General features: G+C 35.3%; 18 protein-coding genes. 4 read left to right on the plus strand and 14 right to left on the minus strand.

The genetic code is table 11. From position 1 onward, the window contains the following. Window positions 1–48 precede the first annotated feature (48 nt). Window positions 49–462, plus strand: a complete 414-nt coding sequence (locus AT726_RS02695) for a hypothetical protein (RefSeq protein ID WP_237297174.1) — start codon at window positions 49–51, stop codon at window positions 460–462. Between the two features lie 26 nt (window positions 463–488). On the opposite strand, the gene AT726_RS02700 is transcribed toward AT726_RS02695, so the two are convergent. The 10 genes from AT726_RS02700 to AT726_RS02745 all read right to left on the minus strand — a co-directional run bounded on the left by AT726_RS02700 (window position 489) and on the right by AT726_RS02745 (window position 12,096). Continuing rightward, window positions 489–1,319, minus strand: coding sequence for an NAD(P)-dependent oxidoreductase (locus AT726_RS02700; RefSeq protein WP_068758952.1), 831 nt, complete (start codon window positions 1,317–1,319; stop codon window positions 489–491). Window positions 1,320–1,791: 472 nt separating this feature from the next. Beyond that, on the minus strand, window positions 1,792–2,475 hold the full coding sequence (locus tag AT726_RS02705) for a hypothetical protein (protein WP_068758953.1): 684 nt from the start codon (window positions 2,473–2,475) through the stop codon (window positions 1,792–1,794). A 15-nt stretch (window positions 2,476–2,490) separates the two neighbouring features. Beyond that, the gene (locus AT726_RS02710; protein ID WP_068758954.1) at window positions 2,491–3,357 is read right to left on the minus strand and encodes a polysaccharide deacetylase family protein; all 867 of its coding nucleotides are present in this window, start codon (window positions 3,355–3,357) and stop codon (window positions 2,491–2,493) included. 142 nt (window positions 3,358–3,499) lie between these two features. Then, window positions 3,500–4,285 (minus strand): polysaccharide deacetylase family protein, encoded by a 786-nt coding sequence (locus AT726_RS02715; RefSeq protein WP_237297176.1) that lies wholly within the window; start codon window positions 4,283–4,285, stop codon window positions 3,500–3,502. A 118-nt stretch (window positions 4,286–4,403) separates the two neighbouring features. Next, entirely contained in the window at window positions 4,404–6,113 is a 1,710-nt protein-coding gene (ptsP, locus tag AT726_RS02720; protein ID WP_068758955.1) for a phosphoenolpyruvate--protein phosphotransferase, read from the minus strand. A 181-nt stretch (window positions 6,114–6,294) separates the two neighbouring features. Then, on the minus strand, window positions 6,295–6,558 hold the full coding sequence (locus AT726_RS02725; protein ID WP_055243837.1) for a phosphocarrier protein HPr: 264 nt from the start codon (window positions 6,556–6,558) through the stop codon (window positions 6,295–6,297). Between the two features lie 86 nt (window positions 6,559–6,644). After that, complete coding sequence (locus tag AT726_RS02730) at window positions 6,645–7,148, minus strand: PTS sugar transporter subunit IIA (protein ID WP_055243840.1); 504 nt, start codon at window positions 7,146–7,148, stop codon at window positions 6,645–6,647. A 125-nt stretch (window positions 7,149–7,273) separates the two neighbouring features. Further along, on the minus strand, window positions 7,274–8,851 hold the full coding sequence (ptsG, locus tag AT726_RS02735) for a glucose-specific PTS transporter subunit IIBC (protein ID WP_068758956.1): 1,578 nt from the start codon (window positions 8,849–8,851) through the stop codon (window positions 7,274–7,276). Between the two features lie 219 nt (window positions 8,852–9,070). Continuing rightward, a complete protein-coding gene (locus AT726_RS02740; RefSeq protein WP_055243844.1) occupies window positions 9,071–10,036 on the minus strand; it encodes a polyprenyl synthetase family protein in 966 nt (321 codons plus the stop codon). Window positions 10,037–10,164: 128 nt separating this feature from the next. Beyond that, window positions 10,165–12,096 carry an NAD(P)/FAD-dependent oxidoreductase gene (locus AT726_RS02745; protein ID WP_068758957.1) on the minus strand — a complete coding sequence of 644 codons (1,932 nt, stop codon included), beginning with the start codon at window positions 12,094–12,096 and terminating at the stop codon, window positions 10,165–10,167. A 392-nt stretch (window positions 12,097–12,488) separates the two neighbouring features. Here AT726_RS02745 and AT726_RS02750 point away from each other — a divergent pair, with 392 nt between their 5' ends. The 3 genes from AT726_RS02750 (at window position 12,489) to AT726_RS02760 (ending at window position 15,087) form a co-directional block, all read left to right on the plus strand. After that, entirely contained in the window at window positions 12,489–13,364 is an 876-nt protein-coding gene (locus AT726_RS02750) for a hypothetical protein (protein WP_068758958.1), read from the plus strand. 99 nt (window positions 13,365–13,463) lie between these two features. Continuing rightward, complete coding sequence (locus AT726_RS02755) at window positions 13,464–14,495, plus strand: FAD:protein FMN transferase (protein ID WP_055305739.1); 1,032 nt, start codon at window positions 13,464–13,466, stop codon at window positions 14,493–14,495. Between the two features lie 145 nt (window positions 14,496–14,640). Continuing rightward, complete coding sequence (locus AT726_RS02760; RefSeq protein ID WP_055243853.1) at window positions 14,641–15,087, plus strand: hypothetical protein; 447 nt, start codon at window positions 14,641–14,643, stop codon at window positions 15,085–15,087. Window positions 15,088–15,118: 31 nt separating this feature from the next. On the opposite strand, the gene AT726_RS02765 is transcribed toward AT726_RS02760, so the two are convergent. From AT726_RS02765 to dnaE, 4 genes are all read right to left on the minus strand, one after another. After that, entirely contained in the window at window positions 15,119–15,622 is a 504-nt protein-coding gene (locus AT726_RS02765; RefSeq protein ID WP_055276457.1) for an NUDIX hydrolase, read from the minus strand. A 59-nt stretch (window positions 15,623–15,681) separates the two neighbouring features. Next, window positions 15,682–17,115, minus strand: coding sequence for a pyruvate kinase (gene pyk, locus AT726_RS02770; RefSeq protein WP_068758959.1), 1,434 nt, complete (start codon window positions 17,113–17,115; stop codon window positions 15,682–15,684). Window positions 17,116–17,174: 59 nt separating this feature from the next. Continuing rightward, a complete protein-coding gene (gene pfkA, locus AT726_RS02775; protein WP_055243861.1) occupies window positions 17,175–18,134 on the minus strand; it encodes a 6-phosphofructokinase in 960 nt (319 codons plus the stop codon). 111 nt (window positions 18,135–18,245) lie between these two features. After that, a complete protein-coding gene (dnaE, locus tag AT726_RS02780; protein WP_237297178.1) occupies window positions 18,246–21,356 on the minus strand; it encodes a DNA polymerase III subunit alpha in 3,111 nt (1,036 codons plus the stop codon). Between the last annotated feature and the right edge of the window lie 8 nt (window positions 21,357–21,364).

The following is a 21,364-nucleotide window of genomic DNA, read 5'->3' on the forward strand; positions in this document are numbered from 1 at the left end:
GTGAGTCAGATGTCATCCCCCTTGCATATCATAAAGTAGGACTGCAAGATGAAGGAGGAGTCTGAATTGATGCCAATGAATTATCCAAATAGCGTGCCGTCTCAAGTTCCTTATCGAACAGCTGCACCATTAACCAATCAAATCCCTAACTTATCAGCGATGCCTGGTGTTAATCAAGATGAAAGATGGGGATTTTTACCTTTTATCGGTGGGTTAGCTTTAGGAGGACTATTATTTGATGGATGGGGTGGTGGCCGCCCTTGTTGTGGAGGAGGCGGATATGCCTATCCTGTCTATCAACCTGTTTACCAACCGGTATACTATCAACAACCAGTATATACACAACCATCTTATCCAGTTTACCAACAACAAGCTTCACAAACTGGATATTATGGACCTTATAATCCAGTCATGCCGACTGAAACAACCGTATTAGAAAGTAATAAATATTATTTATCATAATAAAAAAGTAGACCTCGGGTCTACTTTTATTTTTCATATAATTTATAAAGCGCTTGTGTTCCACAGTTTTCTAACTCTCTTTTTTGACATTCTTCATACAGGCTTAAGACTAACTCAAGTCCTGGTAAATCAACATTCATTGCCTTCGATTCACTACAAGCGATACGCATATCTTTAATAAAGTGTTTAATAAAGAAGCCTGGATTAAAGTCATCTTTAATAATACGTGGCGCCATATTGCTTAATTGCCAACTTGCTGCTGATCCGCTCGTTACTGCCTTTAAAACAGTCTCTAAATCAAGTCCAGCTCCTTTAGAATAAGCAAGGGCCTCAACCATTCCGATAGCCGCTCCTGCAATGGCAATTTGATTCGCCATTTTTGTATGTTGACCACTACCCGCAGCTCCCATATAAACAATCGTTTGACCCATTAACTCTAAAATCGGTAAAACTTCATTATATGTTTCTTCATCTCCACCGACCATAATCGTTAACGTTCCATTTTTCGCCCCAACATCTCCACCTGTAACAGGTGCATCCAAACACTGTAAGCCTTTCACTTTTCCAGCTTCATAAATACGTTTTGCTAAATCTGGTGTCGAGGTTGTCATATCAACTAAAATTGAATGAGCTCTTGCATGATTCACTAAACCCTCTTCTCCTAAATAGACATTTTCAACATCTGCTGGTACACCAATAATCGTAAAGATTAAATCACAAGTTGTTGCAATACTCTTTACATCATCACACCAAACAGCCCCAGCCTCGACTAAGCGATCAGCTTTACTTTTCGTACGATTATAAACATATAAGTCATGACCCGCTTTTAATAGATGTCCTGCCATCGCTTCACCCATGACACCAATTCCAATAAATCCAATCTTCGTGAACTTCCCCTCTTTCTTTTATACGATTAATTACTTCTATATACAACCAGAAATATTTTCTACATTTACTACGGCAACCTAAATACTTAATAATTATGCCGTGGGTCACCTGCCATGCGAAGCATGTTTCCTCCGCTGGTAGGGTATGGGTCACCTAGCGATTTCTGAAAGAAATCTAATCCTCAACTACTAGGGCTTGGGTCACCTGCCATGCGAAGCATGTTTCCTCCGCTGGTAGGGTATGGGTCACCTAGCGATTTCTGAAAGAAATCTAATCCTCAACTGCTAGGGCTTGGGTTCCCTGTCATTTGCAACGGAAATGTATTCTCCGTTGATAGGGTCTTAAAAGTTTTTTACACCGTAAAAAACTTTTCTGGACTTACATAAATTATAACATACTCAAATGCAAAAAAAGCTATGAATTAAATTCATAGCTTTAAAATTATTTTTTAAATAAATAGTCAAGCACACCTTTATTGGCAATCGCTTCATAGTATTCCGTTTTCACCGCATAATACTCCTCAATTGATTTCATATACTCTGTATGTAATTCTTCAATTGTATTAAAAATCACATTAATAGTTTGGAAGTATTGAACTGCTTCACTTGTTTTTGTATTATAGAACATTTCTTCAAAATTAGTTAGCTCTTTTGCTAGTACCTCTAACTCAGCATTTAAAGCAACTAATTTCTCCGTACGTGCTTGTTGTAAAACTGACATTTGTTTACCTAATGATGCTAAGTTTTCAGGAAGTTTTGATAACGTTGATTCTACTTTATCAAAATTAACTTCTTCTAACTGACTATTCATACATGTCACAACATTAGCTGTGTAATCTTTTAACACTTCATATTCTGCATTAAATGATGTAAATAACTCTGTTACATCCTGGCTTCCATCATAAGTTTGTCCTACTAGAATAATCTCACGCACATGTGATTGCAAGGCATTTAATGTCGTTTCTAATGTATCCGGTGATTTTTTCTCACAGGTTACAATCTCTTGATCAATTTGTTGATAAAATTGGAATGCTTCAACTTCAGGGAATTTATAAGTAAGAGCAAAGAATACCCCAATAGCCGCGATTAATCCAATAATAACAAATGGTAAAAATGGTTTACGCATATACTCAATCCTCCCCTATAAATCATCGCTTCCGAATAGATTTTTAACAATGTGATTATCCGGATTATATGGTAAAAACTCATATCCTAAGTCAGTATAATATTGAATAACTTTTGGTAAGACTTCCACTGTGACGTCTTTTTCATGGAATAAAACAACAGTTTGTCTTGGATAATTCCATAAATTCATACAATATTCAATATTTTTCATAATACTATCGACTGAAGCTCCTGATTCCCAATCTAATGAATCAACATCCCAGTCCCAGCATTTAACCCCGATTTTATTTAACTCTTCAACGTGAGCATCTGTAAAAGTTCCTCCACCTGTCCCATAAGGGGCACGACATAATTCACTTTCAAATCCCCCCGTAATTTCTTTAAGGAGTGCCTGTTCTTCTAACATCTCACCGGCAAAGTTTTGAGCTGCATTTTCCTCACCATATAAGGTTGAATAATCATGCGTCATCGAGTGCATCCCGATGTAGTGACCGGTATCTGCCATACGCTTTAAGATATTTTTTGAACCACTATATCTATCAATTGATGATCCTAGAACAAAAAATGTTCCTTTAATATCATAACTATCTAAAATGTCTAAGATTTTCTCTGCATTTTGAGATGGCCCATCATCAAATGTTAAATAAACAAATTTAGCCTCTTTGTTATGCCAACTATTAACCGTCGTAATCGGTTCAAAATTTAAAGAACTTGGCTCAACAGTCGCCACACTTAAGCTATTTACTTGTTGAAAAATATTAAATACGAAACTTCCAACAACAAGTAAGAAAGCCACTAATGTAAAAATAATGTAAGCCTGTGGTTTTACACGATTGCGGCGACCATAACTACCATAATTTGAATAATACTGTTGTCTTGCCACTACTTTTCCCTCCATCTGTTGTATTTGTTTTAATTATACAATACCCATTGTGAAAATGCATTCGAAATTCCAACAATATTCTACAAAAACAGAAGGTAATTTATGGTTTATATTATTTCTTTTTGGCTCATAATAAATTTGACTATTTTTTCATACAATCAAATTCTTCTCCTTCATAATAGGGCATAAAAACATATCCTTGATTACGATAATATTCAATCACTCGTGGTAACACTTCTAAGGTTAATTTTTTCTCATGAAATAATAAGACAACCTCATTTGGATAATTACTGTGTTTTAAATCTGCGACGACTTGATTAAAGATTGCATCAGCACTTGATTTCGACCAATCTAATGAATCCACATTCCAATCCACACACTCAAGTCCCGCTTCCTCTAATGCTTTATAATGCCCTGCTTTAAAATGAGTCTTTCCACCATAAGGAGGTCGACATAGATTACTTTCAAAACCTGTTAACTCTTTGATTTTAGCCTTAACTTCTAGCATTTCATTCACGAAGTTTTGTGGGGCTCCTGGAACATTGTATAACTTATCCATATTATGTGTCATACTATGCAGTCCAATATAGTGCCCTCTTTTTAGAACTTCATTAAGAACTTCATCTGCATTTGATAAAAGATCAATATTTTCACCAATAACAAAAAAAATAGCAGAAATATCTTCTTTATCTAATAAATTTAATAAATCTAATGTATATTTAGATGGCCCATCATCAAATGTTAGATAAACGACTTTTTCTGGTTTTGGATCTTGATAAATAAAATGTTCTATTCGATCATCAACGGTTGCTGCCTTTATTGTTATTATATTCATACAAAATAAAGTCATTAATATAACTCCAAATATTAAAAATAAAAATGGCTTTAAACTTGTATTTAATTTGTCATCAAATAATGAATTTCTCATTTTTTTCAACTCTTTTCATATAAACTTCCTTTATATTATGCGACATTTTCTCTTAAATTATTGCATTTCTTGCAAGAATAAAAAAAGTGTGAAGAAAATTCTTCACACTTAAAATTCATTATTTTTGAATGCTTTCTACTAATTCGATAACTTCTTCAACTGTTGATTTGTTTAATGCTTCAGCAGCTAAGTCAGCCATCTCAGCTTTTGATAATTTACTGATTAATGAACGAGCAGGTAAGATTGAAGTTGCTGACATTGAGAATTCATCTAATCCTAATCCTAATAATAATGGGATAGCTGTTTGATCTCCAGCCATTTCTCCACACATTCCAGTCCATTTACCTTCTTTGTGTGCTGCATCAATAACCATTTTTACTAAACGTAAAATACTTGGGTTATATGGTTGATATAAATATGAAACTTTCTCATTCATACGGTCTGCAGCCATTGTGTATTGGATTAAGTCATTTGTTCCGATTGAGAAGAAGTCTACTTCTTTGGCGAATTGATCAGCTAATACTGCTGCTGACGGAATTTCAACCATCATACCAACTTCGATTTCTTCAGAAACTGTTACACCTTCTGCAACTAATTTAGCTTTTTCTTCTAATAATAATGCTTTTGCAGAACGGAATTCATTTAATGTTGCAATCATTGGGAACATGATACGTAATTTTCCGTAAGCACTCGCACGTAATAAAGCACGTAATTGAGTACGGAATAAATCTGTATCATCTAAGCATAAACGGATCGCACGGTATCCTAAGAATGGGTTCATTTCTTTTGGTAAGTGTAAGTATGGTAACTCTTTATCCCCACCAATGTCTAATGTACGAACAACAACTGGTTTATCTCCCATTGCTTCTAATACTGCTTTGTATGCTTCGAATTGCTCTTCTTCAGTTGGGAAGTTGTCACGTCCCATGTATAAGAACTCAGTACGGTATAATCCTACTGCTTCTCCACCGTTAGCTAAAACACCTTCAACATCTTTTGGAGTTCCGATGTTAGCAGCTAACTCAACGTGTTGTCCATCTTTAGAAACCGTTTTTTCATTTTTTAATTTAGCCCATTCAGCTTTTTGAGCTTCGTATTGTTTAGCTACTTCTTCATAGTGAGCTACTTGCTCAGCTGTTGGGTTAACGATTACATTTCCTTCTAATCCGTCTAAGATGATCATATCCCCATCTTTAACATCTTCTAAGATTGTTTTTGTACCAACTACTGCTGGGATTTCTAAAGAACGTGCCATGATTGCAGAGTGAGATGTACGTCCCCCAATGTTTGTAGCAAATCCTTTAACGAAGTTACGATCTAATTGAGCTGTATCAGATGGTGTTAAGTCTTCAGCGATGATAACAACTTGCTCATCGATTGTACTTGGATCATTTACTTTAACTCCTAATAAATGAGCTAAAATACGTTTTTTAATATCTTTAATATCTGCTGCACGCTCACGGAAGTATTCGTTATCCATGCTTTCGAACATCATGATGAACATATTTGAAACTTCATCAAATGCATAAGCAGCATTAACGCTTTCAGATTTGATTTTATCTGTTGTTTGGCTTAATGACTCAGGGTCATTTGCCATATTGATGTGAGCATCAAATACTGCTGCTTCTTCTTCACTTAAGTTTTGTGCAGCTTTAACTTTAATTTTTTGTAACTCTTCAGTTGTTTTAACTAAAGCCTCTTTATATAAGTTGATTTCTGCCTCAACATCCGAAATTGTAGCTTTCACTACAGTTAATTCTGGTTCAATTAATTTAAATGCTTTTGCAATTGCAATACCATTTGACGCTGCGATACCTTTAATATTCACAATGCTACCCCTTTCATTTTCACTGGATATATACTTAATTATTATAACATATGTAACAGGTTACACAATAAACTTTTATATGTAACAGGTTACATATGTTGTTTTGTCACATAATTATCCAAAAATAAGCAAATAAAAAGTACTGGTTTCCCAGTACTATTGTATCTAAATTAGATAAGTATTATTCACCTAATCCTTGAGTTGTGATAGTTTCTGTTAAAGCTGCGATTGCTGCTTCAGCATCATCACCTTCAGCAGAGATTGTAATCTCAGCACCTTGTTGGATTCCTAAAGACATAACACCCATGATTGATTTTAAGTTAACTTTTTTGTCACGGTATGTTAATGAGATTTCTGCATTGAATTTGCTAGCTGTATTTACTAATACTGTAGCAGGGCGAGCATGTAATCCAGTTTCATCTGTAATTTTGAAGATTTTTTCCATCAATAATCGCTCCTCTTTCCATAAGTGATTTCTACGTTTATTGTAACGTGTCAATCTCTAAAAATCAAGTTATATACTTCACAAATTTATTTAATTTCTAAAATGCTAGCTTCACCGTGTGTTACTGATCCTGTTTTCTTTAACTCGATTGCTTTATCACCTAAGTTAGTGAAAACAACTGGTGTCACTAATGATGGTACTTTTGGACGTACAGCATCTAAATCAACTGATAATAATAATGTATCAGGTGTTACTGTATCTCCCTCTCCAACATGAGCAGTGAATCCTTCACCTTTTAATGTAACAGTATCCATACCGAAGTGAATTAAGATTTCATGCCCTTCGTTAGATTCTAATGCTACAGCGTGTTTTGTTGGGAAAACATTTAATACTTTACCTGTAACTGGAGAATATACTTTTCCTTCAGTTGGCTCAATAGCAAATCCGTCTCCCATCATTTTTTGACTGAATACTGGATCTGGAACTTCGCTAATTGGTAATAATGTACCAGAAATTGGAGCAAAGATTCCTTTTTTTGGTTCTTCAGTCTTTTTACTGAATAAGTTTTTGAATGTGTCAAAAATTCCCATGGTGCACCTCCTAATATCTTTCATATCTATTATAGTGTTTTTTTTCAACAAATATAGATGTATTTTACTTTTTTTTAAAATAAAAGCGCTTTCTACAGTCAACTATTATTCTTTTCAACTATTTTTTACTTATTTTTTTCTGATTCGCGAATAATTTCTTCAATTTGGGATTTTAGCTGATCTGATGTTGTTCCAAAGATTGCTTGTAAATTATTACCTGAAACGAAAATCCCTGAAGCTCCCAATTCTTTAATTTTTAATTGATCAACTTCATCAATATCATGCACTGAAACACGTAAACGTGACATACATGCATCTAAGGTGTCAATATTTCCTGATCCACCTAAAGCAGATAAAATTGCAGCAGCTTTTTCATCACGAGATACTGATTTAGATGCTTGATAATCAGCTTTAGATACTAACTTATCTTCCGATTCACCGCGTCCTGGTGTCGGCAAATTAAAACGTCGAATCGCAAATCGGAAAATAAAGTAGTACAGTGGTGCGTAGAAAATTCCCACTAAAAGAATACGAATCCAACTAGTAAACTCATTTCCTGGTAAAATTCCATAAACCGCTAAATCAATTAATCCTCCAGAGAATGTCATTCCAACATGAACATTAAATAAATACATTAACATAAATGATAATCCAGCTAACACAGCATGAATTGCAAATAACACGGGAGCAACAAATAAGAATGTAAATTCAATAGGTTCACTAATTCCCGTTAAGGCGACTGTTAATCCGGCTGATAAAAGTAAACCACTTACGGCTTTTCGACGTTCAGGGGTTGCTTCTTGATACATGGCATAGGCAGCAGCTGGAAGTCCAAAAATCATAAATGGATATTTTCCTGTCATGAAGCGTCCAGCTAATGTCGCTCCTTGAGCTTGGACATTTTCAAGCATCGCTTGGTAACCGTAGTTTGAAAAATCAGATAATTGTTGGAACCAAATTCTTTGATCCCCCATTGCAACAACACCATCTATTGATGTATAAATTCCTCCTGCTTCTGTATACCAAAGAGGGAAATAGAAAACATGATGTAAGCCAAATGGAATTAAAGCACGCTCTGCTGTTCCATATAGCCAAATATAAAGTGGATTTGTTCCCTCAGATGCAACAATATTACCGAAGCTTGCAATTAAATTACCAATTGGTGGCCAAATGAAGGCTAAAACAATTCCGACTAAAATAGATGATAATGCTGTAATAATTGGAACAAAACGTGCTCCGGCAAAGAAAGATAAAATATCTGGGAACTTAACATTATAAAACTTATTATATAAATAAGCCGTTAATAACCCAATGATAACCCCACCAAAAACAGAAGTTTGTAAAGTCTCAATTCCTAAGATATTTGCATATAACTTTTCAGGCAACGTATCAGGCATAAAAATTCCTGTTACAACATTCATAATTAAAAAACCAACTGTTGCAGCCAGTGCAGCGACTCCTTTATCTCCAGTTAATCCTGAAGCAACTCCGATTGCAAACAACAAAGGTAAATTATCAAATACAATTTGACCCGATTGATTCATAATAGCTGCAACTGTTTGCCAGAACTCATTATCTAAAAATGGAAGATAATTCAAAAGTGATTGTTGCATTGATGCCCCAATTCCTAATAACAATCCAGCAATTGGTAATAAGGCGACTGGCACCATAAATGCCTTACCAATTCGTTGTAAAGTTTTCATTTTTAAATCTCCTTTCAGAAATAAACTATAAGTAGTACGGCGATTCACTCTCTCTTTGTTATTAAAAAATTAAACAAGTACCACTTTCTATATTTTAACCTATATACCCTATATTATGTAGATAACAAATCCATATTTTTGTCACTTTTTCACGGTTTTGGCTGATATAACGATATAACCTTATAATGTTAAGATAAAAAAAAGAACATTAGAATAATTCTAATGCTCTCTTACTAATAGTCGCTTTGTAATCCATTCTAAATCATCTCGTGATTGACACGTTGGAAGAGATGAGATTTCTTTTAAAGATTTAATGGTGTATTTCTCAGCAAGTGATTGTGCTTGACGTACACCACCTAACTCATTCACACGAACAATAATACGTTTGATTGTTTCATCATCATAAACATCAGCTGCTAATAACTTATTTAGAACTAAATCATTTTTTCTTAAAGCATAAATTAATGGTAATGTATAGTACCCCTGTTTTAAGTCATTTCCTAATGTCTTACCAACTCGAGCCTCATCCCCTGTATAATCTAAAATATCATCGATAATTTGAAAAGCATTCCCAACATGCAGTCCAATCTTACCAAGCTTTTTGCAGAATCGTTCATCACACCCCGCTTCATAAGCACCAACTGCTAAGCTAGTGGCTAAAAGTGCAGATGTTTTAGCGCCCACAATTTTTAAATATTTCTTAACAGAAGTATGTGATTTGAAACGACCATCAAATTGTTCAATTTCACCAACACAGACGCGAGAAACTCCCTTTGATAATTCCTTCATATGATGAAGTTCATAATTTTCTGCTAAGATTTCAAAGCATTTGGTAAAGATGTAATCACCAGTATAAACAGCATAATCTTTTCCATATTTTTGTTGCGTTGTTAATGCTCCACGACGATGTGTTGCATCATCAATAATATCATCATGAACAAGAGTGGCTAAATGTAACATTTCAAGAACGGCAGCTAGTGGATAAATGGATTCAATTGGTTTAGATCCGAATCCAGCGCCAATAATACATAATCCAGGTCGAATTCGCTTTCCACCTGATGATGCTAGATCTTGTAATATTTCATTCATCTTTCGTTGCTTAACTGTTAATTGTTTCCCAATAACTTGATCAACCTCATTAAGGTGAGCAATCATCGCGGTTTTTTCTTGCCAAAATGAATTCATACGTTATCACCTACATCATTGGAATACTACCCTATATATCAACCCGTTGAAAATACCGGCTATCAGAAGAAAAACATAGCCAATACGCTATCGTATTAACTATGTTTCCCCAATTGTTATATTATAAATTAATCAACGTATAGATACCATTTTCTTAATAATGGAATACGTTTCATCATCTCGCGTAACCAAGGCCAAACATAATAATCTAAACCTAATACCATTCCAGAGTTTCCAATTAAAGCGAATCCTCCAACTAAGTACCATAACATTTCAGTTGGCGCCATACCCGAAGCCCAAATCATACATCCCATTGCAATTGTTGCAATCGCTGCGACTGGAGTGAATAAACCGATAATTAACATACCACCGAAGATGATTTCTCCGAAGATCATTCCACCTTGAACTAAGCTTGCTAATTGGGTAAATTGTGTTCCATCTGGAGTATAGAAGAAGGCATCCATTGACCATCCTACCATATTTTCAACAAATCCTGGAACAGGTAAGACTGCAATCCAATTCATAAAATCATGAATTAAATCAGCTAACATTGTAAAGATATCTCCACCATTTGAAGCCACCTGATTTGCCACTTCATTAACTGCACCTGACGCTGCTGTTACAGCTTCAGTTACTGCTCCTGATGCTGCACCTAATGCGTCCGCTTTTGGAGGTTGTGGTAATAAGAATACATTATTGAAATCATGAATAATTTTAGGTAATTTTGATAAACCTTGTTGTAACCACATAAATCCGACAAATACACGTAATGGGAACTTCCAGAATACTGGAGCTGAATTAGATAATAATCCACCTACCATTGAACGGTTATTTTTTGTATGGAAGAACTCATGCATTAAATATGACCAAATTTTATTGAATCCTAAAACTTGAACAAAGTATACTAAGTTAATTAAATGCTTTGATGCCATTGCGAAGAATCCTGATAAATTGAACCACATCCCCGGCATTCCAACTTGAGCTACTCCATAACGAGATCCAATACATACCATTGAACCGTGGAATGTTGGTTTATAAGTTTTATATTCTCCACCTTTAATATCTACGGCAATATTATGCGCAACAACTGGTGCTGAATGCTCTGCATTTTCAACCATCTGAGGAACTGGACGTTCTTCTCCTTCAGGAATATAGAAAATATTATCTCCAACGACATAAACATCTTGATAATCTTTTGCTTGTAAGTGACCATTTGTCACAATACGTCCACGACCAGCTTTTTCAACTTGAGCTTGATCAACAATATCTGAACCTTCAATACCTGCTGCCCAAATAACAGTACGTGTATTGATGACTTTTTCACCTTTATTTAAAACTACTTTATCCTCATGAATTTCGCTTACCGCAGAATTCATCACTAATTCATTTCCTAATTTAATTAAACGACGCTCTGCTTTGCGAACTAATTTATCTGGATACATTGGTAACACTTTTGGTGCAAAATCAACCACGTATAAAGTCACTTCATCTTTATCAATATGGAATGAACGACATAATTCATCTTTCCATTCTCCTAATTCACCAGCCATCTCAACTCCAGTGAATCCAGCCCCAACTGTTACGAATGTTAATAACTCACGACGCTTCTCTTTATCTGCTGTTAAAGCAGCTTGACGGAACATATTTAAAATGTGTTCACGTAAGTTAACTGCATCAGTATAAGACCATAATTGATGTGCATTTTCAGATCCTGGAATACCAAAGAATGTTGGTTTACATCCAGTTCCCATCACTAAATAATCATACTCATACGTTGCATCGTTAGATGTTAAAACCTTTTGTTCAAAATCAATATTCTTAATTTCATCTAACACAACATTGACATTACGTCCTGCAAAGATACTCTTTAAATCCATACGAATTGATTCTTCGTTAACACGTCCTGCAGCTACCTCATGTAACTCCGTCAACATTGTATGATACGATTGCTTATCAATTAATGTAATTTGAACATCTTTGTTCTTCTTGAATTTTTTGGCTAATTTCTTAGCTGTAAGGACACCTGCATATCCTCCACCAAGTACTACTACTTTCTTCATGAAACTCCTCCTCAAATAACCACGCTTTCTTTATAACCTCTCACCGTCATCAAAAAAGTAACTTCCCCTAATACCATATTCAGTGTCAGCCCTTTATTTCGACACAATACTTTATTAAATAGGAAAGTTAATCTCTCAAACTAGAAATCCATTTAGTTCACTAATATTTTATCACATTTTTTCACAAATACAATCTTTTTGCTAGCCTGCTTATTTTCCCTATTAATATTTATCTATGACTAAACATCATTACCTCTGAATTAAATTTCACTTTTTGAAACTGATCTAGTTTTTCTTCGACAATAAAAGTAACATTTGCCCATATCAACTTTGCTCGAGCTATGTTAAAATAACAAAAAGGACTTTAACTTGAAATAATAGGAGGACAGTTTATGAAATATAAAACCATATCACTGACCATCATTTCAATGATTAGCCTACTAGGCGCTTGCGATGCAAATGATACTCATACTGAGGTACTCTTGCAATCAGATAATGTTAAATTATTAACGATTGAATCTAACGACTTGAGTACTCCAATTCAGACACTAAATGATGGTCATTATTTCGCTGAAGCGGATACTTATTCTACTGATGGATGGAAAAATATCGTTAACTTTGAAGTCGTTAATGGACAAATTGAAAGTATAACATTTGATGCGGTCAATGAACAAGCAACAACCTATAAACGAACTCTATCGATTAATGGAGAATATATATCGGACACTATTGATTCATCAGATCTCAAATGGCATGAACAACTACAATTAATAGAGTCCTATCTTATAAACGATCAAGATTATCATGAATTATTGACAGCGGACACCATTCCTACTATTGAAGGTATTACAATTGACCTCTCTCCGTTTATTGAATTATTCAATACTGCGATGACAGAAGGACCAATTGAAATAGGTCCTTATCAAAATGGACAATACTTTGCCGAAACAGAAGATAGTAATAATGGAATGAAACACACGATTAATATGCTAATTGAAAACGGATATATTATTGCTGCTCATTGGGATACCGTTCCTACTAACAATCTAAAAGCAGCTAATCAGGTATTAGATGAAGAAGCGTACTCAAAGCACTGGAATCAGCAAGCCAACCTCTTAGAACAGCATTTAATTGAAATTCAAGATCCCATGCAAATGACATTCAATGAACAAAATAAAACAACTGATGTCAATGGAGTAACAATTGAAGTCCATCAATTTATCGAACTAGCTATAAAAGCACTAGCTAGTGGTCCATTATTAGACTAAATTGAAAAGATAAGATTTTCACAAGTTGAAAATCTTATCTTTTTTTTATAGTCTAGAATATGATATCCTATTAAAGAGAAAAAAATGGAGGAGACAACTATGAAACATATGAAGCCCTTTTTGTTTGTCTTCCTACTTCTATTAGTAGGTTGTCAAACAAAAGAAGAAACACCAGTTGAGCCTGTATCACAAAATAAATTTTTACTTGGTACAATTGTCAATATTACGTTGTACGATAATCCTAAACAAGAGATTTTTGATGAAATTTTCAATGCGATTGAAGAAATTGAAACAATGATGACAATTAATAATGCAACAACCAGTGAAATTATTGAAATTAATCGTCAAGCAGGGTTAGAAGCAGTGAAGGTTTCTCAAAACACATTTGATGTCATTAAAGCCGGTTTAACATATTCGGAACTGGCAAAAGGTAAGTTTGATATTACGGTTGGACCATTAGTTAAGCTATGGGAAATTGGATTTGATGATGCCCATGTTCCAGAGGCTTCAGAAATCGAAAACAGTTTAACTTTAATCAACTATAAAAACGTGGAGTTAAATGAAAAAGATCTTACAATAAAACTAACTCAGCCCCATATGATGATTGATTTAGGGGGAATTGCTAAAGGATACGCAGCAGACGTTACCGCCTCTATCTTAAAACAACATGGAAATAAGCATGCCATCATCAACCTAGGTGGAAATGTTTATGCATATGGTGAGAAACCCAACCAAGCAGCTTGGAAAATTGGAGTCCAAAATCCCTTTTCAACACGTGGTGAGTATCTTGGAATTGCCAGTGTCAAAGATAAAACAGTTGTAACATCTGGAACTTATGAACGTTATTTTGAGCAAGATGGAGTTATTTATCATCACATTTTAGATCCGCAAACAGGATATCCTGTTCAAAATAATGTCATGTCAGTCACCATTATTGCTGATAGTTCAATGACTGCCGATGCCTTATCTACAACAGCTTTTGCTCTTGGGATTGAACAAGGATTAAATTTAATTGAGTCAATTTCTGGGGTTGAAGCACTATATGTTACGGATGAAAAGCAACTCTATGCAACATCAGGATTTCTAGATTACTTTCAATTAACTGACGATACATTTACCCTTGTACAATAAAACAAAAAAGACCAATACTTTTGGTCTTTTTTTATAGTTAAATTGTATAGAAAAATAATTAATTTGGGCTTCCGCCAAACCCATTTCAACCTCCTGTAATATACTATATTGTAATTGAATTACTGAGGAAAGGATGTTATGAGTTATGAATGGATATAATAGATGTGGAGGATATAAAGCTCCAATGATGTATGCAATGCCTACTATGCAACAACCAATGCCAGTAAAAACAGAGATGGTCAACGTACCTGAAGCATGTGAAACAAAAGTTATGGCTCCTCAAGTTGCACCAATGCAACCTGCCTATCCAATGCCAGCACCAGTTTGTGGACCTATGCAATTTGAAAGTTGCTGCCAAGTCGTTGAGCCTACTGTATGTTGTATGCCAGAAGTACACCATCATCATCGAGTAGAACATATCGTACCAGTTGTTGTACGCAATGTTCACCATCATCATAATCATCATGATTATGTAATCTGTAAACAAGAAGGAATGGAAACTCACCAATATGACCATGGACTCCGTAACGAAGACTGGTGCGCATTAGCCATGCAACAAAACTCATGCGGACCAAGAACACCAATGTGCTAATATAATAACACCTTAATATAAAAGAACGGCTTCACACCGTTCTTTTTTTGCTTTCAATAAACTTTTCTAATATCAAAGGAGTAACTACTTTACACTCTCCCCCAATAAAATCAAACTCATCATACTGAAACTGCGCGACAAAATAATCCTCATTTAGAACGTATGGAAGAAACAAACGGTCACTTTCCCAAACATTTAAATTCATAATTTCATTCTTCATCATCCAATGCAGTTCGCCTTCATCACACTCAGAAATTTTACCTTTATATTGCTTCGCAACATAAACATACATCATTTCTTCTAGTCCATTAAAGTTTGGATAATAACAAGCACCTATTAAACTAGGTTCAATAATCTTTAACCCAGATTCTTCTAAAACTTCACGAATGACACACTCAAGTGTTGTTTCATTAGCCTCTACTTTTCCACCCAATCCATTCCATTTCCCTTCATGAACATCTTTTTCCTTTTTATTACGATAAAGCATTAACACTTTTTCATCTTTAAAGATATAACATAATGTTGTCTCTAACATTGTTCACCTCATTATAAAAAAAAGAGGGAAAATTCCCTCTTTTAATCATCACAAGTTAATTATTTAACTTCGTGAATTTTCATTAAGTTAGTGTTTCCTTCACCTGCAGGTAATCCAGCAGTAACTACTGCGATTTCTCCAGCTTCTAATCCAGCGAAGTCTTCAGCAACTTTAGCAGCTGTAGCTAATAATTCATCAGTGTTTGATGTTTCAGCAACAACAACTGGTTGAACTCCCCAGTATAATGCTAAAGATGTAGCTGTTTTTTCACAAGAAGTTGCAGCAACAACTGGTGCAGATGGACGGTGTTTAGAGATTGCACGAGCAGTAGCTCCTGATTGTGTACAAGCGATAACAGCTTGAGCTCCTAAATCTTCTACAGTATCAGCAACAGCTAATCCCATAGCTGAAGATACGTTACGTGTAGATGAAGCCATAGCGCGAGCGATGATTTCTTGGTGATCTAAAGCTTGCTCTGTACGACGAGCGATACGAGCCATAGTTTCAACAGCTTCTAATGGATATTGTCCTGCAGCAGACTCTCCTGATAACATGATTGCATCAGATCCGTCGAAGATTGCGTTAGCAACGTCAGATACTTCGGCACGTGTAGGACGTGGATTTTTTTGCATAGACTCTAACATTTGAGTTGCAGTTACAACGATTTTTCCTGCAGCATTACATTTAGCAATGATTTCTTTTTGGATTAATGGTACTTCTTCAGCAGGTACTTCTACCCCTAAATCTCCACGAGCAACCATGATTCCGTCAACAACTTCAAGGATTGAATCCATGTTGTCAACACCTTCTTGGTTTTCGATTTTAGCGATGATTTGAGTATGAGTGTTTCCTTGCTCAGCGAAGATTTCACGGATAGCTAATACATCTTCTGCACGACGAACGAATGATGCAGCGATGTAATCAACTTGCATTTCACATCCGAAGATTATGTCTGCACGGTCTTTTTCAGAAATGAATGGCATGTTTAATTTAGCACCTGGAACGTTGATTCCACGACGGTCTTTAATGAATGCAGAGTTTTTAACTGTACATACGATTTCTTGGTTAGCTTGATCTAATTCGTTAACTGTTAATTCAACATATCCATCATCAACTAAGATTGTTCCACCAACTTTAACGTCGTTGATTAATCCTGGGTAAGTGATAGAGAATTTTTCAGCTGTTCCTAATACTTCGTTCATAGCAACGCGTACAGTTTGACCAGCAACTAAGTCAACTCCACCATTTTCGAATAAGTGAGTACGGATTTCAGGTCCTTTAGTATCTAATAATACTGCAACATGAGTTCCTTTTTCTTTGTTGATTTCACGGATTAAATCCATACGAGCTTTTTGCTCTGCATGATCACCGTGAGAGAAGTTACAACGAACACAGTTCATTCCTGCATCAACTAATTTTGATAACATTTCTTTTGATTCTGATTTAGGACCAATTGTACAAATCATTTTTGTGTTTTTGAAAGTTTGTTTCATATCCTAGTACGCTCCTTTTAAAATATATTCAATAATCTTACTTCAATAATTCATTCAAATTAAGATAATTGTTTAGCTAAGTTATATAATGTTTCATCGAATACACGTGGTAAATCAAGTGCTTCTAAAATATCGTAATGTGTTAATTTGTTATCACGAATTCCCACACAACGTCCACCTTGACCTTCGATTAATAAATCTACGGCATAAGCACCCATACGACCTGCTAAAACACGGTCAGCTGCTGTTGGAGCACCACCACGTTGAGTGTGTCCTAAAACAGTTGCACGAGTTTCAACACCAGTGCGTTTTTCGATTTCTTTAGCTAATTCATGAGCATCTGTCATTAATTCAGCTAAAGTAACGATGAAATGTTTCTTTTGACGTTTCTTACCTTCTTCAATCTGAGCAACAATTTCATCCATATTGATTCCTTTTTCAGGAACGATTAACTCTTCGGCACCGCTAGCAATAGCTCCCCAAACAGTTAAGTCACCACAGTGACGTCCCATGATTTCAACAACACTACAACGAGCATGTGATGCTGATGTATCACGTAAACGATCAATTGCATCGACAACTGTATTTAAAGCAGTATCGAATCCAATTGTAAAGTCACTACTTACGATGTCGTTATCAATTGTACCTGGTAATGCGATACAGTTGATTCCCATCTCAGTTAATTTTTTAGCTCCCATATAAGAACCGTCGCCACCGATAACAACTAATGCTTCAATTCCATGTTTTTTCAGTTGCTCTACACCAAGTTCACGAACTTCAATGTTTTTGAACTCAGGAAGACGTGCTGAACCTAAGAATGTACCTCCGCGGTTAATGATGCCACCAACATCACTATTAGTTAATGGTTTAATATCGCCTTTAACTAAACCAGCATATCCATTGTAAATACCGAATACTTCAATATTGTTAGCAATACCTGCTCTTACAACGGCACGAATGGCTGCGTTCATACCAGGTGCATCTCCACCACTAGTAAGCACACCAATTCTTTTTACCATAGTGTTCACCTCACACTAGAATTTTGATCATCATCCATTTAATGAAGATTATTCCTCACATATTATATCAATAATTTCAATATTTATAAATCTTTTTCCTATCGGTTTTCGTCATGAAACCGCTATTATTTTGCTAAGATTGAGATTTTTTTCATTATTTCGCATATTAATTCTTCCGTTAACCGCTATCACTTTTCCTAAAAGACTTTTATACTCACTTGTATAGACATCTGAGAAAACCGTTACAGTTAATGACATGTGTTCATCAGTAATATCCATAAATGCCATCAACTTTCCTTTTTTATCTCTAATTTCTCTAAATTTTTCTACAAATCCGATAAAAGTAGCTTGTGATAGATTAATATTCATAATGTCACTTGGATAATACCAGCCATTTTCCTGGGCAGCTTTTGCTAGCATATGAATCGGATGAGAATTTAAGTAAAATCCTAATAATTCTTTCTCACGCTTCATCATTTCTAGCTTTGATAAATCCTTGTGTAAAACTTGAATTTCAAAATCAGTCTCGAATAACCCACCATCATACTTTGAAAAATCTAAGATAGCTCCTAAATTATGATGTAGTGTTGTTCTATTATATCCAAACTCATCTAATGCTCCAACATCAATTAATCCTTCATATGCTCGCTGATTCATAAATCGTCTTGTCCTAACAACAAAGTCATATACCGATTTAAACAATCCCGCTTCACGTTCCTCAATTAATTGACGCGCTAAATTCAAACCAATATGCTTAATCGGTAACAAGCTAAATCGAATTTGATTTTCTTCAATCTGATAACTCAAACCACTCTTATTCACAGAAGGAGGTAAGATAGATAAGTTTAATTGCTTAGCTTCACGAATATACTGTGAAGTATGACGCTCACTTCCAATGACATTCGTTAAAGCAACACTCATAAAATAAGCGGGATAATGTGCTTTTAAGTATGCCATTTGATAAGCAATCATACTATATGCTACGGCATGACTACGATTAAATCCATAATTCGCAAACTTTAAAATAAGAGCATATAGTTGACTGGCAATTTCAATTGGATAACCTCGTTCGACTGCTTTAGCCACAAACTTTCGCTCTTCTTCCTCTAATACATCCTTTTTCTTTTTCGAAACTGCGCGTCGTAAAACATCAGCTTCTCCTAATGTATAGCCAGAAACGACATTGGCAATTTGCATAATCTGTTCTTGATAAACAATGATTCCATAAGTGTTATGTAAGATACCCTGTAAACTCGGGTGATAATAATCTACTGGCTGTTCATGATGTTTACGGGCTGCAAAAAGAGGAATACTCTCCATGGGTCCCGGTCTAAATAAAGCATTACATGCCACAATATCTTCTAAAGACGTTGGACAAACTTTCTTTAAAACTTGACGCATTCCTTCAGACTCTAGTTGGAACACCCCAGTTGTCTGACCCTTCGCAATCATCTCGTAAGTCTTCGCATCATTAAAATCAATAGTCGTTAAATCAAACGTTGGATCAGACTTCTTCTTAATCAATGTAATGATTTGTTGAAGCATGTTTAAATTTTTAAGTCCTAAAAAATCCATCTTTAATAAACCGATCGCTTCTAAATCCTCCGCTTCATATTGTGACACGTAAACTCCCGTCGGTCCTTCCATAATCGCTGTATAATCCGTTAAATCATGATCACTAATAATGACCCCTGCAGCGTGAATTGAAGTATGACGAGGTAACCCCTCAATTTTCATTGCTTCTTGATAAATCACTTCTAGCTTGGGATAACTTGAAAAGAACTCTCGTAACTCACGACTTTGTTCATAAATATCCTTTAATGTAACGCCAGAATAAATATATCCCGCTACTTTATTAATTAACTGAGTCTCAACATCATGAATACGCGCTAAATCACGCCAAGCGGAACGTGATTGAAATGTTCCAAATGTCGCAATCTGAACAACACATCTAGAACCATACTTAGTCTGTACATATTGAATCACTTCATCACGTCGATTATCTTGAAAATCTATGTCAATATCTGGCATGGATATACGTTCAGGATTTAAAAATCGTTCAAATAAAAGATTATATTTAATTGGATCGACATTAGTAATTCCTAAAACGTAAGACACAATCGATCCAGCAGCAGACCCCCTACCCGGGCCAACAAAAATTTGATTCATCTTCGCATACTTAATAAAATCCCAAACAATCAAGAAATAATCAGCAAATCCCATTTCCTTAATGATAGACAGCTCATAACTCAAACGATTTTTATGAACAGGTGACAGGTTATCACCATAACGTTTCATCAACCCTTTATAACATAACGCCTCTAAATAACTATCAGAAGAGGCTCCCTCAGGCGTAGGAAACTTCGGTAACAATTGCTGATGTAACGGAATCTTTACTGTACAGCTAGCAACAATCTCCTCTGTCATATCAATGGCCTGCGGACAATCAGCAAATAAAGCACGCATCTCCTCTTCCGTTTTAAAATATCGCTCTACATCTTGAATGTCAGTTTGACCAATCGATTGATTCTCTTTAATGGCTCTCAAAAACGTTAAAGTTTTTGCATCTTCTTTCCTAATATAACGTACATCGTTTAAGGCCACTGTCTTTAGTCCAACCCTTTCAGACCAATGAATCAGATGGCGAGAGACTTCATACGTCAGATGATTAACACGTAAAAGTCCAATATAGAGATGTTCAAGGCGCTTTAAATACTGATGATAATATCTATTTAAACATTCTTCTTGATGCTGCTTAATAGCAGAAACTAAAACACCACGTTCGCCACTCGTAATAACGATCAAGTTTGATGATTGTGCGATTACCTCTTCAACATCAACTCCCCCATCTTCTAGTGCTGTCAAAGAAGCTAACTTTAATAAAGTTTCATAACCTTTACTATTTTTAGCTAATAACGTCCACTCATCTTCAAAACCTTCACCTCTAATCTTCAAGCTCATCCCAATAATCGGTTTAATCCCTGCTTTTTGACATGCAATATAAAACTTTATCGCACTATGCATCGACCCTTCTTCGACTAAAGCCAATGACTTTAATTGATTTGAAGTGGCTAAACTCACATAATCAGCTAATTTGATAGAACTATTTAATAAAGAATAGGCTGACCGTACCTGTAAATGTGTAAATCCCATTCGAACCCCTACCATTTCTTCAAAATAAAAACATTTGTTCGCATCGATTTTAACATAGAAAAAGACCATTGGCAATT

The organism is Turicibacter sp. H121 (genome assembly GCF_001543345.1).
Taxonomy (GTDB): domain Bacteria; phylum Bacillota_I; class Bacilli_A; order MOL361; family Turicibacteraceae; genus Turicibacter; species Turicibacter bilis.